Genomic DNA, 16,908 nt, shown 5'->3' on the forward strand with positions numbered 1-16,908 from the left:
CTTTTATGGTGGTCGTGCGCAGGGCGCCTCACGGCGCGCCGGGTTCCTAGTGCACCGGTCTGCTAACCTGCGTACGGCTGCCACCCCCTCGTTTAGCAGCGATGGTGGCGGCTCCCAAACATGCACTTGGAGTACTTGTACTATGTTCAAGATCACGCCCAATCCTCCGCTATCAACCAGCGCCGAAATCATCGACCCCCAAGCTGCCGATCGTGCTTTCGCACACTATGACCTGGGGCCGCATCAGCGTCCGAAATCCTCCTGCGCTTACCCAATGCCGCCATCCAAAAGCCGCGAAGATGCGCTCGTCAACGCCTATGCCGTCCTGCAATCGGCAGCGGCCACGGCCTATGAGCACGCCGACAACCAGAGCGGTTCCAACCGACAGGTGGCGATGGGGGTGGTGCACTTGATCGAGTTGGCTCAGCGGTGGGTGGATTTGGTGTTGGATGAGCAGGCTGGCGCCGTCACGAACTGACCGCGATCAGTCAGGCCTGAAACACACATTTTGTAGGAGCCGGCTTGCTGGCGATGGCGTCCGCACAACCGACGCAAGGCTCGCCGGCCTCTTCGCGGGCAAGCCCGGCTCCTACAGTAAGCTGCCGCTCACCAATCTTGTGTACGACACAACCCTGTAGGAGCAGGCGGTTCGGCGTCCCGACTTGCCCGCGAAGCTCTTGGCGATCTTAGGGGCTCCACAAACACCCGCTTCTCGCACCATCACGATCAGGCGCCGGTGATCTGGTTGACACCGGTGATTTTGCCGTTCCAGATCATTTCGTAATGAGCGGTTTGAATGATCGATAAGACCGGGCGTGGGGTCATCAGCGCCCAGCAGTGGTTGCCCGGATGGCGCACGGATCGGTAGCGCAGGCCGGGGCACCGGTCACTCTTGACCGCCTTCCCCAATGCGTGGGAATGGGTGTAGTCATCCGGATCATAAATGGGGTCTGCCAGAGGGATGGACATGGCATCTTTCATCGCCGCGTCAGTGAACTGACAAGAAAGCCCCCGGAAAACAAAACGTTCGTAGTTGAGGCCCTGCACCTTCGACCAGTAATGGTTCTGGTGATGCCGCACCTCGGCCAGTGCCGTTTCCATCGTATCGGCCAGATACAGCACGCCAAAACTGCCATCGCTGAACCGCGACCCCGCCGGATTGACGTGAGTGAAGGGCGCCGTCGCGTAGGCGCATCCGGGAATGCCGAAGGGGATCTCGCCACGTGGGATCAGTTCCAGCCGACCCAGCTCATTCTGCAGCCTTGGATTGGTGAGGGCCTGAATCTGGTAAAGCACCTCGAACTCATCCGCGTCCGCCACGTCATCGAACAAGGCAATCGGTGGGAACTTGGAATTGACCAATCGGTAAGCTTGCAAGTGCTCACCGGGCAACGTCGGCAAATCGCCTGTTTTCACCATTGCGCGCCCCGCAGGGCGTCAATCCGCCGAAACGTTTCGTACAGCGAGATCATGTCGCCCTGCGCCATGATGTCCAGCGGGGCACGTCCGTTGAAAAACTCGTTATCGTTCGCCATCGCCGGAAAACCATAGGCGTTCTCGGGATTATCGAAAATGCCGCGCAAGGCCGCGTGGATGTTCAAAACGAAGCTGATTCGTTGCATCTGGTCGGCATCCAGTCCAACGGACCACTCGGGATCACGCTGTTTGGCACGGGTGTAGGTGCTGCGGGAAATACGCAAGATACGACAGGCCTGGTCACTCGAGGCCTGCCATTTTTCGAGTACGCCCACGGCGGCTCTCAGACCTGTCACGCCATGCGCTTTGGTCAGTCCTGGAGCAGGTGAGGTGACTGTCATGATCATATCCTTGAAGTATAATCTGTAGACTCAATAATATTAAAATTGAATCTGTAGATTTTAATCCTACTCTTCCAAGGCTGACAGTGCCACAGGCTGCCTTATGACTGCCCCAAAAAAACATGTACTGATTTCTCAGGCCTGAGTGAAGGTCTCATGCAGATGCCGCCACAGCACCGGCCCATCCGACTGTTTCTCAAACACCGCCGTCGATAGCCGGTCTGTACGCGTGCCCGTGTCATCGGCCTGCCATTCGCGATAACGAACGATGGCGCCGGCTTCGTGCAACGCAAACACTTCAAGCTCGCCCAGGGTGATGGCGCAACCCGGTCGACGTCCGCCCGCACCGGCAAACAGCTCGCCCAATCCCGACTTGTCCAATTGCCTGCCCGTCGGCGTGACCATTGAAAAGGCTTCCGAGAACCGCGCCAGCAGCGGCGCCAACGCGTCGTTCTCCAGGGCTCCGGCAAACCATTGCTCGATGACTTTATGGGCTTCGATCACTTCATTGAGGTACAGCGCTTTATCGCTCATGCAGGTTCTCCTTGTTTGGGGGTTAACAGTGCCAGCACCGCTGGCGTATCGAGACGAAAGACGGCGAACAGCGGCACCAGGGTCAACGCCGCGGCAATCAGAAAACAGCCGTGAAACCCGAACGGCGTGCTACCCAACTGATCCAGCAGTCCCATCAGCAGCGCCGCGCCGAGGCAGAAGCTCAGTTGCCGATTGATATTCCACACCGAGCTGGCGTGGCCCATGCGCGGTAACTCGACATCGAGAAACGCGCAGTTGTGCGCGGTACTGCTGCACAGGCTGCCGCCGAGGCCCATCAGCGCATAGGCGATGATCGGCAGCGGTCCGTGGGGATCAATGATCAATACCAACAACAGGATGCCCAGTGCCTGGGCGAACAGGCCCGCCAGCAACAAGGGCTTGGGGCCGAGTCGGTTGAAATGGCGCTTGCCGAACACAATCGCCACCCCCGAGGCCAGTGCCCAGGGCAGCATCAGGGCGCCCGTCTGCGCCGCGCTCGCCCCCAGGCCACGCAGATAGAGAATTGCCACCAACTGGGTGCCGATAAACACCCCGGGGACGAACAGGTACACCAGCATCGCCAGGCGCAACAGCGGAATACGTGCCACCTGGGCTGCACTCCACAGGCCGCGATGGCTGAACCCTGGCCGCTGGGCCGGGCGCACGTCCGGCTTGAACCACAACCCGGTCAGCAGCAGAGGCAGCAGTGCCAGCGGGATATTGGCGTAGAAGATCCAGCGCCACGACGCATGGTCGACAATCAGCCCGCCCAGCGCCGGGGACAAGGCCGGGATCAACAGGGCCACCAGCATCATCCGCGAGGTCAGACCGGCGCGTTCGTTCACCGGGTAGTTGCGGTAGGCCATGGCCTGTCCGACCGGGATCAGCAAACCGCCGCCCAGGCCCTGCACCAACCGCCAACCGATCAGCGCCTCGATGGAGCCGGCCTGGGCCACGCACCAGGAGGCCACGGCGAACAGCACCAGCGAGGCCGCGATCAAGCGTCGCTCGCCGACCAGCGCCGCCAGCCAGACACTCAGGGGAATGATCGCCGTCAGCCCGAGCATATAGGCGTTCCCGACCCAGGCCAGTTGCGTCACCGTGGCCCGCAGCTCATGGCCGATTTCCGGGTAGGCGACATTGGCGACAAACATGTTCACCAGGTCCAGGGAAAACCCCAGCAGATACACCAGGGCGATTTTCGAGCGATAGCTCATGACGGTCTCCATCGGATAAGGCGACAGGTTAGGTCGCCGGCAAGGCTTGGGAAACCGCGCATTGACTGCTAGTTTGTCAAAAATATTTTGACAATGGAGACCTTGACCCATGGTCAGCCTGGATCGTTTCGAGACCTTCAAGACCGTGGTAGAGGCCGGTTCGCTGACCGCCGCCGCCGAACGCCTGGGGCAGACCCGGGCCGTGGTCAGCTTTACCCTCAAGCGCCTGGAGGCCGAACTGGGGGTGACCCTGTTGACCCGCAACACCCGGCGCCTGGCCCTGACCGAGGCCGGCGAGCGCTTTTACGGGCGCTGTCTGAGCATGCTGGAACAGGCCCGGCTGGCGATCGACGAGGCGCGTTCGGAACATACGCAACTGCGCGGCACGCTGCGGATCACCACCACGGTCGAATATGCCCTGGCCAAGGTGGTTCCGGCGCTGGAGCTGTTCCGGCGGATTCACCCGGAGTTGAAGGTGCATCTGTCGACCTCCTCGACCCACGCCGACCTGATCTCGGAACGTTTCGACGTGGCGATCCGGCTCGGCCAGGTCTCCGATTCCAATCACCGTGCGACGCAGCTCAGCACCTTCAAGATCTTTGCCGTGGCCTCGCCGGAGTTTGTTGCCGGGCTACCCGGCGGCGAGTTGCACACCTTCGAGGACTTGCAACAGGTGCAGAGCCTGGTGCATCGGCGCCTGGGCGATCTGGGCCTGACCCATGTGCAGAGCGGCGAGCCGTTTTTCTTCCGGCCGGCGGCCGAGCAGTCACGGATCGTCGCGGACAATTCCTCGGTGCTGCGCGGTTTTGCCCTGGCGGGGCAGGGCGTGGCGATTTTGCCGGATTGGCTGGTGCGCGAAGATCTGGAAGCGGGGCGGCTGTGTCGCCTGTTGAATGACTTCCGCTTTGTCGAACAGGGAATTTACGCGCTGTATCCGGACACCCGGCATCTACCGTTGAAGGTGCGGGTGTTTATCGACTTCATGAAAGACCACGCCTGAGCACAAGGCTGGCTGTGGGAGCGGAGCTTGCCCGCGAATGCAGGCACCGCGGTTTTTCAGGTACACCGCGTTATCGTTCTTCGCGGGCAAGCTCCGCTCCCACACAAGCGCTCTCTGCCAGGCTTGAGTGAGCGTGACCGGTTGTTACAGCCGTACGCTCAAACCAAAGCGCTTCATCAACACCTTTTCCAGCAACCCCTTGGGCAGCAACCAGGCCATCAACGGCAAGGCCCGGCTGCCATTGCCCAGGCGCAACAGGCGCGGCGGCCGGGCCTGTTGCACGGCCTTGAGCAAGTCGGCGGCCACGCTGGCCGCCGGGGTCGGATTGTTCTGCGAGGCATTGGCCCGTGCGCGAATACCCTCGCGCAGCGGCCACCAGGGCGATTGCTCGCCAATCAACTGTTCAGCCTCATGCCCGGCATTCTTGGCAAAGCGGGTATCGATGGCCCCGGGCTGCACTTCCATCACCCGGATCCCGAACGGCGCCAACTCCATGCGCAAGGCATCGCTCAAGGCATGCACCGCCGCCTTCGAGGCGCAATAAGCCCCGGCGAACGGCGTCACCAGCACCCCGGACACGCTGCCGATATTCACCACCAGCCCTCGGCCGCGGCGCAACACCGGGAGCATCGCCCGGGTCACCCCGACAATGGAGAACACATTGGTTTCGAATTGCCGACGCATCGCTTCAACCCCGCCATCGAGCAGCGGTCCCATGGCGCCGTAACCGGCATTGTTGATCAGCACATCAAGGCCGCCGCACTCGGTGTTGAGCCGTTCGCCGAGTCGCCGCAGGGCATTGCCATCATTGACGTCCAACTGCACGGCGGTGAACCCGGCTGCCGCGAGCGCCGCGACATCATCGGCCCGACGCGCCGAAGCCCAGACCTGGTAACCCGCGTGCTTGAACACATCCGCCAACGCGCGGCCGATGCCGCTGGAACATCCGGTAATCAGGGCAACGGGCATGGCACTTCCTTAGTGGGCTTGTCGAGAGTCGAAGATCTCCGAGAATACCCCGTTCGGGACAAAAATGAGCGAATCGAGGCCCTTCTTTACCTCGTCCTTTTGCGTGCCATACATGTGCGTCTGGGCGCCATGGCCATCGAGGAAAAACAAGGCCGGAACGAACTCAATCTTGATCTCCGGCTGGAACAGTTTGAAGATCGGATAACTGATCTGATAGAACGCCACCCGATCCCGGTAAGGCCCTGATGCCAGGGCTTCGAGCAAGGGCTTGAGCTTCTCGCACGGCGGACAGTGACGTTTATAGACCAGCACCACGGCGGGTCGGGGCCGGATCAATGGCACCTCCAGGCTGCCCAGCTCTGCCCTGAACGCTTGTCGAGTTTTTATCTCGATGACCGTGTTCGTCCCTTTCATGCTCGATACCCTGCCGCCCTGTTTCGGTGTTGGGAGTATTCAACGTCAAATGTGATCCAATGTAACCTGTCAGAAATGACGGGTGTCAAAGTGCCATCATTGCTAGGCGAGTCGGCTGAAAGAGTGTTACAGCAGGTGTACTTCCATAAATTCAAGGGGTTGCGGGCAGGAATCGGAGGACTACGTTGTAATGGATGGGTCGTTTTATGCTCGATCTTGGTCGTTAATAGTGAGTCATGGGGTCACGTTATCGCCTGGGGCCGGCCGGCATATGCCCTGTTTGATGCTTTCTTATTTCGTTAATCACTAAAAAACTGTCATTTCTGACAGTAGATGAGGCCCCCGGATTGCGCCCACATTAGCTCCCAGCAGATCTGCCTGGAGCCCGGCGATGGACCCACAAGAGAACTTCAGCATCACGCCGCCGTCGCTGCCCAAGGGCGGCGGCGCGATTCAAAGCATCGGCAAGGGTTGGGGCGAGGTAGGCTCCACCGGCAAGGCCTCCTTTGACCTGCCGTTGCCGATCTCGCCCGGACGCGGTTTCGCCCCGGCCCTGACCCTCGGTTATGGCAGCAGCGTCGGTAACAGCCTGTTCGGCATCGGCTGGGTATTGTCGTTGGGTTGCGTGGCACGGCGTACCAGCAAGGGCGTTCCGGATTACACCGATGACGATGTCATGCTCGGCCCCGACGGCACCGTGTGGATGGCCGAGCGTGATGCCGACGGGAAGATCATTCGCAGGCCCGTGAATAGCTATCGAGGCCTGGAGCTGGGCATCGACTATCAGGTGGCGCGTTACTTCCCCCGTATCGAAGGGGCGTTCGAACGGATCGAACATTGGCGTTCGGCGGACGACTACCCGGGGTTCTGGTTGATTCACGGGGCCGACGGCAGCCTGCACCTGTACGGCTACAACAGCTCGTCACGCAGTACCGACCTGGAAGATCACCTGCGCGTCGGCGAATGGCTGCTGGAAGAAAGCCTCAATGCCCTTGGTGAACATATCCTCTATGAGTACGCTGGCGAAGACCATGCCGGGATGCCTGACGATACGCCGCGCGACTTTCGCGCCCAGTGTTATCTGAGCCGGGTGCGTTATGGCAATGCCGAGGCGAACGCGCACCTCTACCACTGGGTGCCGGGACAGTTGGAGCAGGTGCAGTGGCACTTCGATCTGATTTTTGACTACGGCGAGCGCGACACCGGGGTGGAGGACATTCCCGCCTACGAGCCGACGGGCGTGTGGCCGGTGCGCAGCGATCCTTTCGCAACCTACGGCTATGGCTTCCTGCTGGGTAACCTGCGCCTGTGCCGACAGGTGCTGATGTTCCACCAGTTCCCTGAACTGGGCAGCGAACCGCTGCTGGTGCAGCGCTTGCTGCTTGAATATCGGACCACTGAACTGGGCTACAACCTGCTGTCCGCCGCGCACCAGCAAGGTTATGACGAGCAGGGGCAAATCCAGTCGCGCCCGCCCGTTGAGTTCAGCTACTCGGCGTTTGAACCCGAGGACAGTGAGTATCAAGAATTCGATGCCATGCCCGGCCTGAACGACGGTCAGCAGTATCAACTGGTCGACCTGTATGGAGAGGGCCTGCCGGGTGTGCTCTATCGCAGCGACAAGGCCTGGTACTACCGTGAGCCGCTACGGGCGCAGCCGGCGGAAACGGCCGATGAGGTGGTCTACGATTCGTGGCGGCGACTGGACGCCATCCCGGTGATGGACAGCCGCAAACCGGTGCGCCAGTCGCTGATGGACCTCACCGGCGACGGCCGCCTGGACTGGGTGATGGCGCAACCCGGCGTCAGTGGTTTTTTCACCCTCAACCCGGATCGCAGTTGGTCCAGGTTCGTCACCTTTGACGCCTTTCCCGTGGAGTTCTTCCACCCGCAGAGCCAACTGGCCGACCTGATGGGCGCCGGCCTGTCCGACCTGGCCTTGATCGGTCCGCGCAGCGTGCGGCTGTATGCCAACCGCCGGCGCGAAGGTTTTGCCTCGGGCAAGGATGTGGCGCACTTCATCGAAACCGCGCCCGATGATCGTCTCCCCGTGCTGAGTCCGGCGCCGACTGAACTGGTGGCGTTCAGCGATGTATTGGGCAGCGGCCAGCAGCATCTGGTGCGCATTCGCCATAACGAAATCGTCTGCTGGCCCAACCGCGGCCACGGTCGTTTCGACCCGGGCTTTCGCCTGGGCACCTTGCCCTATACCTACGAGTCCTTCGACGCTTCGCGGGTGTTGCTGGCCGATCTTGACGGCTCCGGCGCGGCGGACCTGATCTACCTCACCAGCGACCATGCCGAGATCTTCATGAACCGCACCGGCATGGGGTTTGAGGGCACGCCACTGATCCAGCCCTGGCCGCCGGGCGTGCGTTATGACCGGCTGTGCCAGGTCAGCACCGCCGACCTGCAAGGGCTCGGTTGTTCCAGCCTGGTAATCACCATCCCCCATATGAAACCCCAGCATTGGCGTGTCGATTTTGTCCAGGCCAAGCCGTATCTGCTGCACAGCACCAACAACAATATGGGCGCGGTGGGGGAGGTGATCTACCGCAGTTCGGCCCAGGAATGGCTGGATGAAAAACAGGCGTTGCTGGCGGCGAATCTGGAGCCTGTCAGCTATGTGCCGTTTCCGATGCCGGTGGCCGTCGAGCAGATCCAGCTCGATGAAATCACCGGCAATCGGCTGACCCAGCGCTTTGAATACTGCCAGGGCTTCTACGATGGCCAGGAGCGCGAGTTCCGCGGCTTTGGCCTGGTGCTGCAAACCGACAGCGACGTCACCGGCGACGAACAGCAACTGGCCGGTTTTACCGCGCCGGTGCTGCGCAAGAGCTGGTTCCATACCGGGCGCCTGCCCGACCTGCCGGGCCTGGACTATGACCGCTCGGACAGCGCGGCTCGGCCCCTGGGTACGGCCTTGTTGCTGGCGCCGAAAGTCGATTCGACCGACGACATCATCAGCGACGCCGATGATCTGACCTGGCACGACATGGCCTACGCCCTGGCCGGCATGCCGCTGCGGGTCGAGGTATTCGGTCTCGACGCCGACGACCTGTTGCAGGACCGGCCCTACTCGGTGCAGCAATCGCGTTATGCCGTGCGTCTGTTGCAACGGCGCAACGAATTCCAGCCGTACTGCAGAATGCAGCCGCTGGAACTGGAGTCGATTGCTTATACCTACGAGCGTCAACCTGACGACCCTCTGTGTCAGCACCATATCAGCCTGGCCTGGGATCCTTATGGCGGGCTGATCCATGAGGTGACGGTCGACTATGCCCGGCGCAAGAGCGTCAGCGACGATCCACCGTTCAGCGAAGTCCATGAGCAAACCTGGTGGCGCGCCGCCCACGACGACGCCCAGCGCTTTTACTACCTGAACGAAAGCCGCGCCCAATTTATTCACCTGGATGATCCGGAAGGCTGTCGTCTGGGCTTGCCCTACCTGTCCCGTGGCAACGCGCTGGTGCTGCCGAAGGCGGTGCTGGGGCCGGAGGATATTTCCCATGAGTCGATGCTCGACCGTCTCAATGCGCCGCCAGCGGGTGACTACCAGCGGGTGCTGACGCAGTTTTCCGTGCAGCGTTATCAACAGGCCGGCCAGACCCTGCCGGCGGGGCAGGCCAGTTTCGAGGCGCTGGTCGACTTCCTGGAGTCCGCCGAGCTGGATGAGGCGGCGCTGCAGGCGTATGCGTCTGTGCTCAGTCCCGCGGAGCTGGAGGACAAACTGCCCGGGCTCGGTTATCGGCCCATTGAGGCCATGTTGCCGACGGAACCGGACAGGGTGTTGTGGTCGACCCGCAAGGGCTTTATGACCTACGCTGAATTGGACGGCTTCTATCGGCTGATCAGTGCCCGGCCCACCGAAAGCCAGGGGCCGACGGACATCGAGTTCGATGCCTATTACTGCCTGCCGATCAGTGTCACCACGGCCGATGAGTGTGTCACCCGCGTGGACGCCGCCGATTACCGGTTCCTGTTGCCCCGTCGCATCGTCGATCCGAACCAGAATATCCAGGAGGCCTGCTATGACGGTTTTGGCGAGCTGTCGGCCAGCAGTTTCCATGGCACCGAGGCGGGCGTTGCGCTCGGTTTCGATCCGATAGACGAGTACCAGCCTGTGGCCCGCCTACCCGCCGAAGCCATCGCCGATCCGGACGCGGCGTTGCAGGGGGCGGCCAGTGCCAGCTTTCGTGATGCGTTCAGTTGGATGCGGCAGCGTGAGCCGGTCCATGCGGCGGTCCTGCAAGCCGACCGTTACCCGGCACCTGCGGACAATCCCGGGCGAAAAATCCGTATCGCCGTCCAGTGCTGGGACGGCTTCGGCCGCGCCTTGCAGACCAAGCAGAAAGTCGAACCGGGGGACGCCTACCAGATCGCGGCCGACGGCACTCTGGTGCTGGACGGCGACCAGCCCGTCAGCGCCCCGGCCGCCGAGCGCTGGCGGGTCAGCGAACGGGTCGAATACAACAACAAGGGCCTGGCGGTACGGGTCTACCGACCTTACTTCGCCGATGGCTACCGCTATATCAAGGACGAGTCCTTTCGCGTCTTCGGGCATTGCGACCAGCAATTCTACGATCCGCTCGGGCGCCCGACCCTGACCCTCACCGCCATGGGCTACAAGCGCCGCCAGCGGTACCTGGGGTGGTACGGGATCGCCGAGGACGAAAACGATACCTGGGGGGAGGTGGAGGAAGAGTCCCCAACGCTTCCGGTGGTCGCTACCTTGACCGTGAGCGCTGGTCAAAGAGCTGCCAATGGTGTGGATGCCCATACGGCAACTGTCACCGTCAAGGATGCCAATAACCGTCCGGTCGAGGGCGTTACGGTGGTGTTTCCCGCTATCCCGGACGCCTCCCGCAATCCTCCCTACGGCGATACCAATGCGCAGGGGCTGGTCGAAACCCACATCACCTCGACCGTGCCTGGCACCAAGAGGGTCAGCGCCACGCGGACTGATGGCATGGTGGAGGGCGTTCCGAAGACCGTCGAATTCGGTTCGTTTCAACTGGTGTTGGAGATGGACACTGACCATGGGCTCGTCAGCGATACGGAAAAAAACAACTGGATCATGGCGACGGTACGTCTGAGCGATGGCTCCCCGGCTCCGCGGGGCACCCGGGTAACGTTTGACCCGGTCGATGACGTTGTTTTTAGCGCGAGCTATTGTGTGACCGCGGGCGATACCGGCCGATGCCCTGTGATGCTGGGCAGTACCGTGGCGAAGACGCACACCATCACTGCCAGGCTCGCGGGGGAACTTTCAGAAGCGCAGGTCGACGCGACATTCCTTCACGGGGCGTACGATCCAGCCGCTTCCACCCTGGAACCTATCGAGGGTGACAAGAGGGCCGATGGGGTGGACGCGCACCTGGCAACCGTGACGTTGCGTGATACCTACGGCAACCCTTACACCGCGACTACAGCATCTTCCTATGTCCTGTTCCCGGCGGTCGCCGGCGTCACCATTGACCCTACCGCGCCAGACCGCTGCGAGTTTGTGCCGGGTAGCGCCACCACCAGTGCCCGTATCACGTCGCAACTCGCGGGCACCTATTCCATTACGGCGACCTTTGGCAATGGCGCTGGCATAGGACAACCGCAGACGGCGAGGTTTATTGGTATCGCCGGGGATGAAAGCCGTTCGACCTTCAGTGTCAGCGAGGGGAGCCAGCCGGCCGATGGCTTGACCGCGCATACCGTCACGGCCTTGATCCTAGATTCCGCCGATAACCCCTTTGCGGGCGCTACCGTGTATTTCGGAACGACGGGCGCGACGTTGCTAGAGACAACCTGTGTCACCGGGCCGGATGGGACCTGTTCGGTGGATCTGGTCGCGACCACGCCAGGTACGAAAGAAGTGAGGGCCAATCTCAATCGCAGGGTGGGTGGGACGCTGATTTACCTGAGTAACAATCCTCAGTCTGCGCAGTTTTCTTGAGCCGAACCTTGGAAGAATCCTCAATGGGTAAGGACGCCTCTAACAGTTGAAAAGTTCTCAACCGGAGACGGGCAATGAACGACAAACCCAGTTCACTGTTGCAGTTGTTGAACAAGAACGCGCGCAGTCGCAGCCAGCTACTGGAGCATTACGACTCGGTATTGGAGATCGCCAAGGGTTCGCTCGAGCAACTGATGAGCACCGACAGAACCTTGCACATCACCGAAGCGCGGGCCTTGCATGAGCAAGCCAGGGCCATCAGCGCCGTTACGCTGCGGCAGTTTCGCGAGCAGCGGCTGACCACGGCGATACACCGTGCCTTCGAGCCCGGTTCCGGCATCCGCGGGCTGGTGGATGCCCCGACCTACAACGATCTGTTCCGGCCGGACTGGGCCAATCATTGCCCGACGGATGCGATTGAAGCCACGACCTCGCCCATCGCCTACCTGGCCGATCTCTACCGTGAAGTACAGAAGATCGAGCAGAGCGGCAGGCCGGGGGACGGGCAGGGCAACCGTATTCTGTTGGCCGATCGACGTCCGGACCTGGCGGACCTGTGGCTGGATCACAGTGCCCTCGAGCGTGTCGAACCGACCTTGGTGCTGGTCAACGAAATACTGGAAACCTCGGCGTACCGCTATCTGGAGAGCTTCGGGGACGAACGTTCGCTGGACGATGTGCTGCTGGATGTTCGTTACCCCACGACCTTGCCGTATGAGCGCTATCAGCAACAGATCAATTACATCTTGCAGCGCAAGGAGCGCCTGCCCGGCGACGTTATCCGCTGCACCGACCGGGCCTATCCGTATTTCAAGGAACCCGGCGTGCATTCGCTGCTGTCGGATATTGCCCTGGTGCAAGACACCGGCTTCGGCCCGGTACAGCAGGGGATTTTGCTGGAGGCGCCCTATTTTCCGGAGTTCGACCCCAATCAAGAACCCGAGCAAACCTTTGCCTTGGCCCGTATCAACCCGAGAACCCATCGGCTCGACACCTCCGGCACCGATCCCGAGAGCTTCTTCAGGGCCAACTTTGGCGAGGGCGATGTTTTCAGGTTGCTCGATACCCAAACCTTCTGCCTGCACACCGGGCTGAAGACCGATGAACTCGAATCGCTGTTGTCCGTGGGGGCTTATGCGCCCTATTCGTCGGCCAATTTCATTGCGTCAGACGACGTGCCGGTGGATGGCGCGGTGTTCGGTTCGGTGTACGTCAACGCGGGTCTCAGTCCGGCCATGGCCATTGAAACGACTAGCGACGATGAGAGTGCTCCCCAACACCAGATCGTCAATTGGTCCCATGATCGTTTTGATCGGCTCAATCGCATGATCCGTCTGGCGAGCTGGCTCAAGCTGCCGTTCGACCAGGTTGATCGCCTGCTGGTGGCCTCGATTGGCGCCGAAGGGAAAACGTCGGATTATCGGATCACTACCGATACCCTGCGCGCCCTTGGCCTGTTCCAGAGTCTGCGTACGCGCTACAAGGTCAGCGCGGACGACTTTGCCGCCTTGCTCCGGGGGCTGGGCGTGCACGCCCGGGGCAAGCAGTCGACGCAGTTTGACCTGGTGTTCAACAGCCAGGCGCTGTTTCCCGGCCCGCTGATCCTGGATGGGGAGGTATTCGACATCACTCCCGGCAATGAGGCCGAGCGCCAGAAAATCGATCATTTGTGCGCCGCTTTGGGCATGACCTTCGAGATGTACCGTTTTACCGCCAAGGTCATCGAACAGGCCTACGCCGGTGAGCCTTTGCGCTGGAACACAGCGGTGGTGTCGGCGTTCTACCGGTTGGTCCGGCTGCCCCATTATCTGGGGCTGACCACCATTGAGGCCCTGGCGTTGCTCGAACTGCTGGATAACGGCGGCAGCCAATTGGTCGCGAAACTGGCCGGGCCGACTCATATCGCCTCCTACCAGACATCTGGTAACACCGACACCTTGAGCGTGATCCACGCCCTGGTCGAAGCCAGTGCCTGGTTGGCCGAGCACAAGTGGACGGTCGGCCAGGTCTGTCGGATCGTGCTGCCGGCCCTGACCAAACCGGTGGCCAGCGAGGCCGAGCTCAACCTGCTCAAGCAGATGCACTCGCGCCTGGCGGCGGCACTGATCAGTGACAGCAGCTTTGCCGAAGTCGGTGCGCCGCAAAGCCGCGTGGTCGTGAATATCGATGAGCGAGGCCAAGAGGTGTTCTCCTCGGTCGCCATCGATTGGTTCGAGGAACTGAAAGAGTTTATCGAGGCGGGAGAAACCATTCGGGCGGCCAGGGGCCTGGTCAAATACCTGGAAGGGGAAACCGAAGAGAACTATGAAGCGGCCTTGAGCGGCACTGTGGCGGAGGTGTTGGAACGATTCGATCTGCCGATCGAAGGCCAGCACGCCCAGATCTGCAATATGATCATGCGTGCTCGCGGCGCCCAGGAAGCCTTGCTGATGGAAGGACTGGCCGGCTATCTGGACTGTTCCGTCGATCTGGTCAAGGTGCTGCTGTTCTGGGCCGAGGGCAATCGCTATCAGCTGTTGATAGAGGTGCTGCGGGTTTATGGGCAAACGGGTAACAGCAGTGCCCCCTTGCAGTTGGCCATTGGCGACGAAGTCCTGCTGGTGCTTGACAGCCTGGTCAAGCGAGCCGCCGTCACCACGCACCTGGACCTGAGCCCGGCATTTGTCGATCAGTGTGTGCAACAGCCGCAGTGGTTCGGCCTCGGCGATGTTGGGTTGTCGCTGCAGACCCTGTACTTTTTCACCCAATATGCTGCAACGGTACGCCTGAGCGCACAACCGGAAGAGCGGTTGCTGGACTATCTGCAACTGATCAACACCCTGTGGGACAAGGCGTTGGAAGGTGACAAACGGCTGATCCGCGACAGCGCGGCGAACAGGTTGGCCGGTTTTCTCGACTGGGGCGTGCGCCAGGTGCTGGTGGTGGCCTCGCATCTGAACCCGGAGGAGGGGGTGATCTTTACCCTCGCCGAGCTGGATCTGCTGGTGCGCACCTGTCGCTTGGCGCGGCATACCGATCTGGATGCCGAGGCGCTGTTGGCGCTGGGCCGACTGACGCCGATCAGTGATGTGGCAGACTTTCGTTATGCCGCGGAGTTGGCCTTGGCCAGCCTCACCGAACCTGTGCCGGGAACACCGGCGGGTGAGGTCGGACAGAGTCACAGCAGCGTGATCACGGTGACGCCGGACTATCTGGTGGCCAACAAATCGGGCGAGAGCGCGACCTACTTCATCACCCTGCGCGACTTCATGGATGAGCCGTTCGAAGACGTCACCATCAACTGGAGTACCAACCAACTCGGGGAATTGGAGCAGACCTCGACCGTCACCGACCAGTACGGCGAAAGCAGCGTCACGCTGGCGAGCGGCAACACCATGGGCATTGCTCGTGTGGTGGCCGAGTATGGACTGGGCGACAAGGTGCTTGCGCCGGCGGTGACCATTGGTTGTGATGAAGCCTCGTTGCACTTTTCAGCGCCGACTTATGATCCTTCGCAAGCGTTGTCCAACAAACTCGAAGCGATCAATTTCAGCATCACCCTGGTGGATGCTTTTACCAACCTGGGTATTGATCGTCTGGTCGAGTGGGGAACGACCTTGGGCGAGTTCCAGCGCTACCAGACGATGACCAACCATGAGGGCATCAGCTATTCGAGTCTGCGCAGCGGACCACTGGGCGAAGCAACGGTGATCGCACGATACGAAAACGGCAGTCAGTGGACGTTTCCAATCGTGGAATTTACCAGCACGCCGTATTTTCAATATGTTCGGTTTGCCAATACTGTCATTGAGGGTGTTGAGGTAGAACTTTCTTGTCGGCTGGTCGAGCTTAATGGTGATCCGGTGTCTTCCGGAACGGAGGTCACTTGGACAGCCGATGTGGAGGGTCTGTTGGAAGTGACCAGTCGGACCGACAGTAATGGTATTGCACTTTCTCGCTTTCGATCCGATGTCGCAGGCTTGGTAATCGTGACAGTGAGTGCTGAGAATGACGTTCAGGATAAGTCTACGGCTCAGACAGTGATTTATCCTCAGGCCGTTATTGTGAAACATGAATCTTCCGACACACATTATATTCTGGGTAGGCCTGATCCCGTCGTGTTTTCTGTTTGGCTGGAAGTGGATAGAGAGGCCGCTATAAAAACACCGGTTGATTGGGCGATCAATGGCGAAGTTAAGGCGACGATCCTTACGGATAAGGAAGGTCTGTCGAAATTTAGTTCGAAATTTATATCCTCGGGGCAGGGGGTGACTGAATATATAGTTTCGGCGACTGTTGCCGGTACGACGGAGCATGTTGAGTTTTCTGTGTTTGTATTACCTTATTTTGTGTTTGAAGTGAGTTTGTCCGGCAAAGATATCTATCCTCGTGCTCCGGAGTTTTTGGCCAGGTTTGCGCGTTATAAACTTAATGTGAAAACGGTTGATGGCACCGGTGTGGCGCTGGAAGGGATTCCATTTGCGCTGAAAAATGTGGGCACTAGCTTGTCGATCATCCGGGTGGAGATTGAAGATATCGATAAGGTCGTTGAGTCAACGCGCGAAGGGGTTGACTTTGACATATTTCTCCCAGGGAGCTCTGGTCAGTATTTGTACGCGGGCCTCTTGTCGTTGTCACTTGACGTTGGCGGGAAAAAGATATGGGCGAGGGATTATAGAGTGGGCATGATTTATTGGCTGAACCATGCCTTGATTCGTGATGGTTATATAAAGGCTTCGTTCTCTCTACGGACTAATGGTGTAATAACTGCCCCCGTCAAGGGATGGGATCTCGAAGGTGTTTATATAACCGGAGAAGTGCCTGAGGCACCCTGGAGAGGTACTGCTGAGCTGGTCTATGAATCTTCGAAATGGATGGTTAATTTTTTAATCGCACAGAGCGAAGGTCAACCCATCGCGACTCAGCGCCTGTTCACAAGCGAATATATTGTTTCGAATGGCGACGCCATATACGCAGCTTCAGATACCAATATTTCGTCTTGATTGTTTTGCTGTCGTGATCTAGTGGAGG

10 protein-coding genes and 1 pseudogene are annotated in these 16,908 nt (G+C 60.2%); 5 read left to right on the forward strand and 6 right to left on the reverse strand.

Features of this window, described 5'->3' with window-relative positions; translation table 11 throughout:
• Positions 1-142 precede the first annotated feature (142 nt).
• Positions 143-478: a hypothetical protein gene (locus M5C01_RS19440; protein ID WP_152740005.1), complete on the forward strand. Its 336-nt coding sequence runs from the start codon at positions 143-145 to the stop codon at positions 476-478.
• Between the two features lie 248 nt (positions 479-726).
• On the opposite strand, the gene M5C01_RS19445 is transcribed toward M5C01_RS19440, so the two are convergent.
• From M5C01_RS19445 to M5C01_RS19460, 4 genes are all read right to left on the reverse strand, one after another.
• Complete coding sequence (locus M5C01_RS19445) at positions 727-1,419, reverse strand: RES family NAD+ phosphorylase (protein ID WP_152740004.1); 693 nt, start codon at positions 1,417-1,419, stop codon at positions 727-729.
• Complete coding sequence (locus M5C01_RS19450) at positions 1,413-1,817, reverse strand: antitoxin Xre-like helix-turn-helix domain-containing protein (protein ID WP_152740003.1); 405 nt, start codon at positions 1,815-1,817, stop codon at positions 1,413-1,415. The genes M5C01_RS19445 and M5C01_RS19450 overlap by 7 nt, the downstream gene beginning before the upstream one ends.
• A 135-nt stretch (positions 1,818-1,952) precedes the next feature.
• Positions 1,953-2,351 (reverse strand): DUF4440 domain-containing protein, encoded by a 399-nt coding sequence (locus tag M5C01_RS19455; protein ID WP_152740002.1) that lies wholly within the window; start codon positions 2,349-2,351, stop codon positions 1,953-1,955.
• A complete protein-coding gene (locus tag M5C01_RS19460) occupies positions 2,348-3,568 on the reverse strand; it encodes an MFS transporter (RefSeq protein ID WP_152740001.1) in 1,221 nt (406 codons plus the stop codon). The genes M5C01_RS19455 and M5C01_RS19460 overlap by 4 nt, the downstream gene beginning before the upstream one ends.
• Before the next feature lie 109 nt (positions 3,569-3,677).
• Here M5C01_RS19460 and M5C01_RS19465 point away from each other — a divergent pair, with 109 nt between their 5' ends.
• Entirely contained in the window at positions 3,678-4,568 is an 891-nt protein-coding gene (locus M5C01_RS19465; protein ID WP_152740000.1) for a LysR family transcriptional regulator, read from the forward strand.
• 144 nt (positions 4,569-4,712) lie between these two features.
• Here M5C01_RS19465 and M5C01_RS19470 read toward each other — a convergent pair whose 3' ends face one another.
• The gene (locus M5C01_RS19470; RefSeq protein ID WP_152739999.1) at positions 4,713-5,537 is read right to left on the reverse strand and encodes an SDR family oxidoreductase; all 825 of its coding nucleotides are present in this window, start codon (positions 5,535-5,537) and stop codon (positions 4,713-4,715) included.
• A 9-nt stretch (positions 5,538-5,546) separates the two neighbouring features.
• Positions 5,547-5,951, reverse strand: a complete 405-nt coding sequence (locus M5C01_RS19475; protein ID WP_152739998.1) for a thioredoxin domain-containing protein — start codon at positions 5,949-5,951, stop codon at positions 5,547-5,549.
• A 391-nt stretch (positions 5,952-6,342) separates the two neighbouring features.
• Here M5C01_RS19475 and M5C01_RS19480 point away from each other — a divergent pair.
• The 3 genes and pseudogenes from M5C01_RS19480 to M5C01_RS19490 form a co-directional block, all read left to right on the forward strand.
• Positions 6,343-10,647, forward strand: a pseudogene (locus tag M5C01_RS19480) (SpvB/TcaC N-terminal domain-containing protein); the annotation flags it as partial.
• A gap of 72 nt (positions 10,648-10,719) precedes the next feature.
• Positions 10,720-11,898 (forward strand): Ig-like domain-containing protein, encoded by a 1,179-nt coding sequence (locus M5C01_RS19485; RefSeq protein WP_248764377.1) that lies wholly within the window; start codon positions 10,720-10,722, stop codon positions 11,896-11,898.
• A gap of 74 nt (positions 11,899-11,972) precedes the next feature.
• On the forward strand, positions 11,973-16,880 hold the full coding sequence (locus M5C01_RS19490; protein ID WP_152739996.1) for a Tc toxin subunit A: 4,908 nt from the start codon (positions 11,973-11,975) through the stop codon (positions 16,878-16,880).
• The last annotated feature ends 28 nt before the right edge of the window (positions 16,881-16,908 follow it).

The organism is Pseudomonas sp. MWU12-2319 (genome assembly GCF_023242525.1).
Lineage (GTDB): Bacteria > Pseudomonadota > Gammaproteobacteria > Pseudomonadales > Pseudomonadaceae > Aquipseudomonas > Aquipseudomonas gingeri_D.

Excerpts from the sequence above, each read along its gene's own strand:
- M5C01_RS19440 (WP_152740005.1), top strand. The coding sequence starts at position 143 with ATGTTCAAGATCACGCCCAATCCTCCGCTATCAACCAGCGCCGAAATC.
- M5C01_RS19445 (WP_152740004.1), bottom strand. The coding sequence starts at position 1,419 with ATGGTGAAAACAGGCGATTTGCCGACGTTGCCCGGTGAGCACTTGCAA.
- M5C01_RS19450 (WP_152740003.1), bottom strand. The coding sequence starts at position 1,817 with ATGACAGTCACCTCACCTGCTCCAGGACTGACCAAAGCGCATGGCGTG.
- M5C01_RS19455 (WP_152740002.1), bottom strand. The coding sequence starts at position 2,351 with ATGAGCGATAAAGCGCTGTACCTCAATGAAGTGATCGAAGCCCATAAA.
- M5C01_RS19460 (WP_152740001.1), bottom strand. The coding sequence starts at position 3,568 with ATGAGCTATCGCTCGAAAATCGCCCTGGTGTATCTGCTGGGGTTTTCC.
- M5C01_RS19465 (WP_152740000.1), top strand. The coding sequence starts at position 3,678 with ATGGTCAGCCTGGATCGTTTCGAGACCTTCAAGACCGTGGTAGAGGCC.
- M5C01_RS19470 (WP_152739999.1), bottom strand. The coding sequence starts at position 5,537 with ATGCCCGTTGCCCTGATTACCGGATGTTCCAGCGGCATCGGCCGCGCG.
- M5C01_RS19475 (WP_152739998.1), bottom strand. The coding sequence starts at position 5,951 with ATGAAAGGGACGAACACGGTCATCGAGATAAAAACTCGACAAGCGTTC.
- M5C01_RS19490 (WP_152739996.1), top strand. The coding sequence starts at position 11,973 with ATGAACGACAAACCCAGTTCACTGTTGCAGTTGTTGAACAAGAACGCG.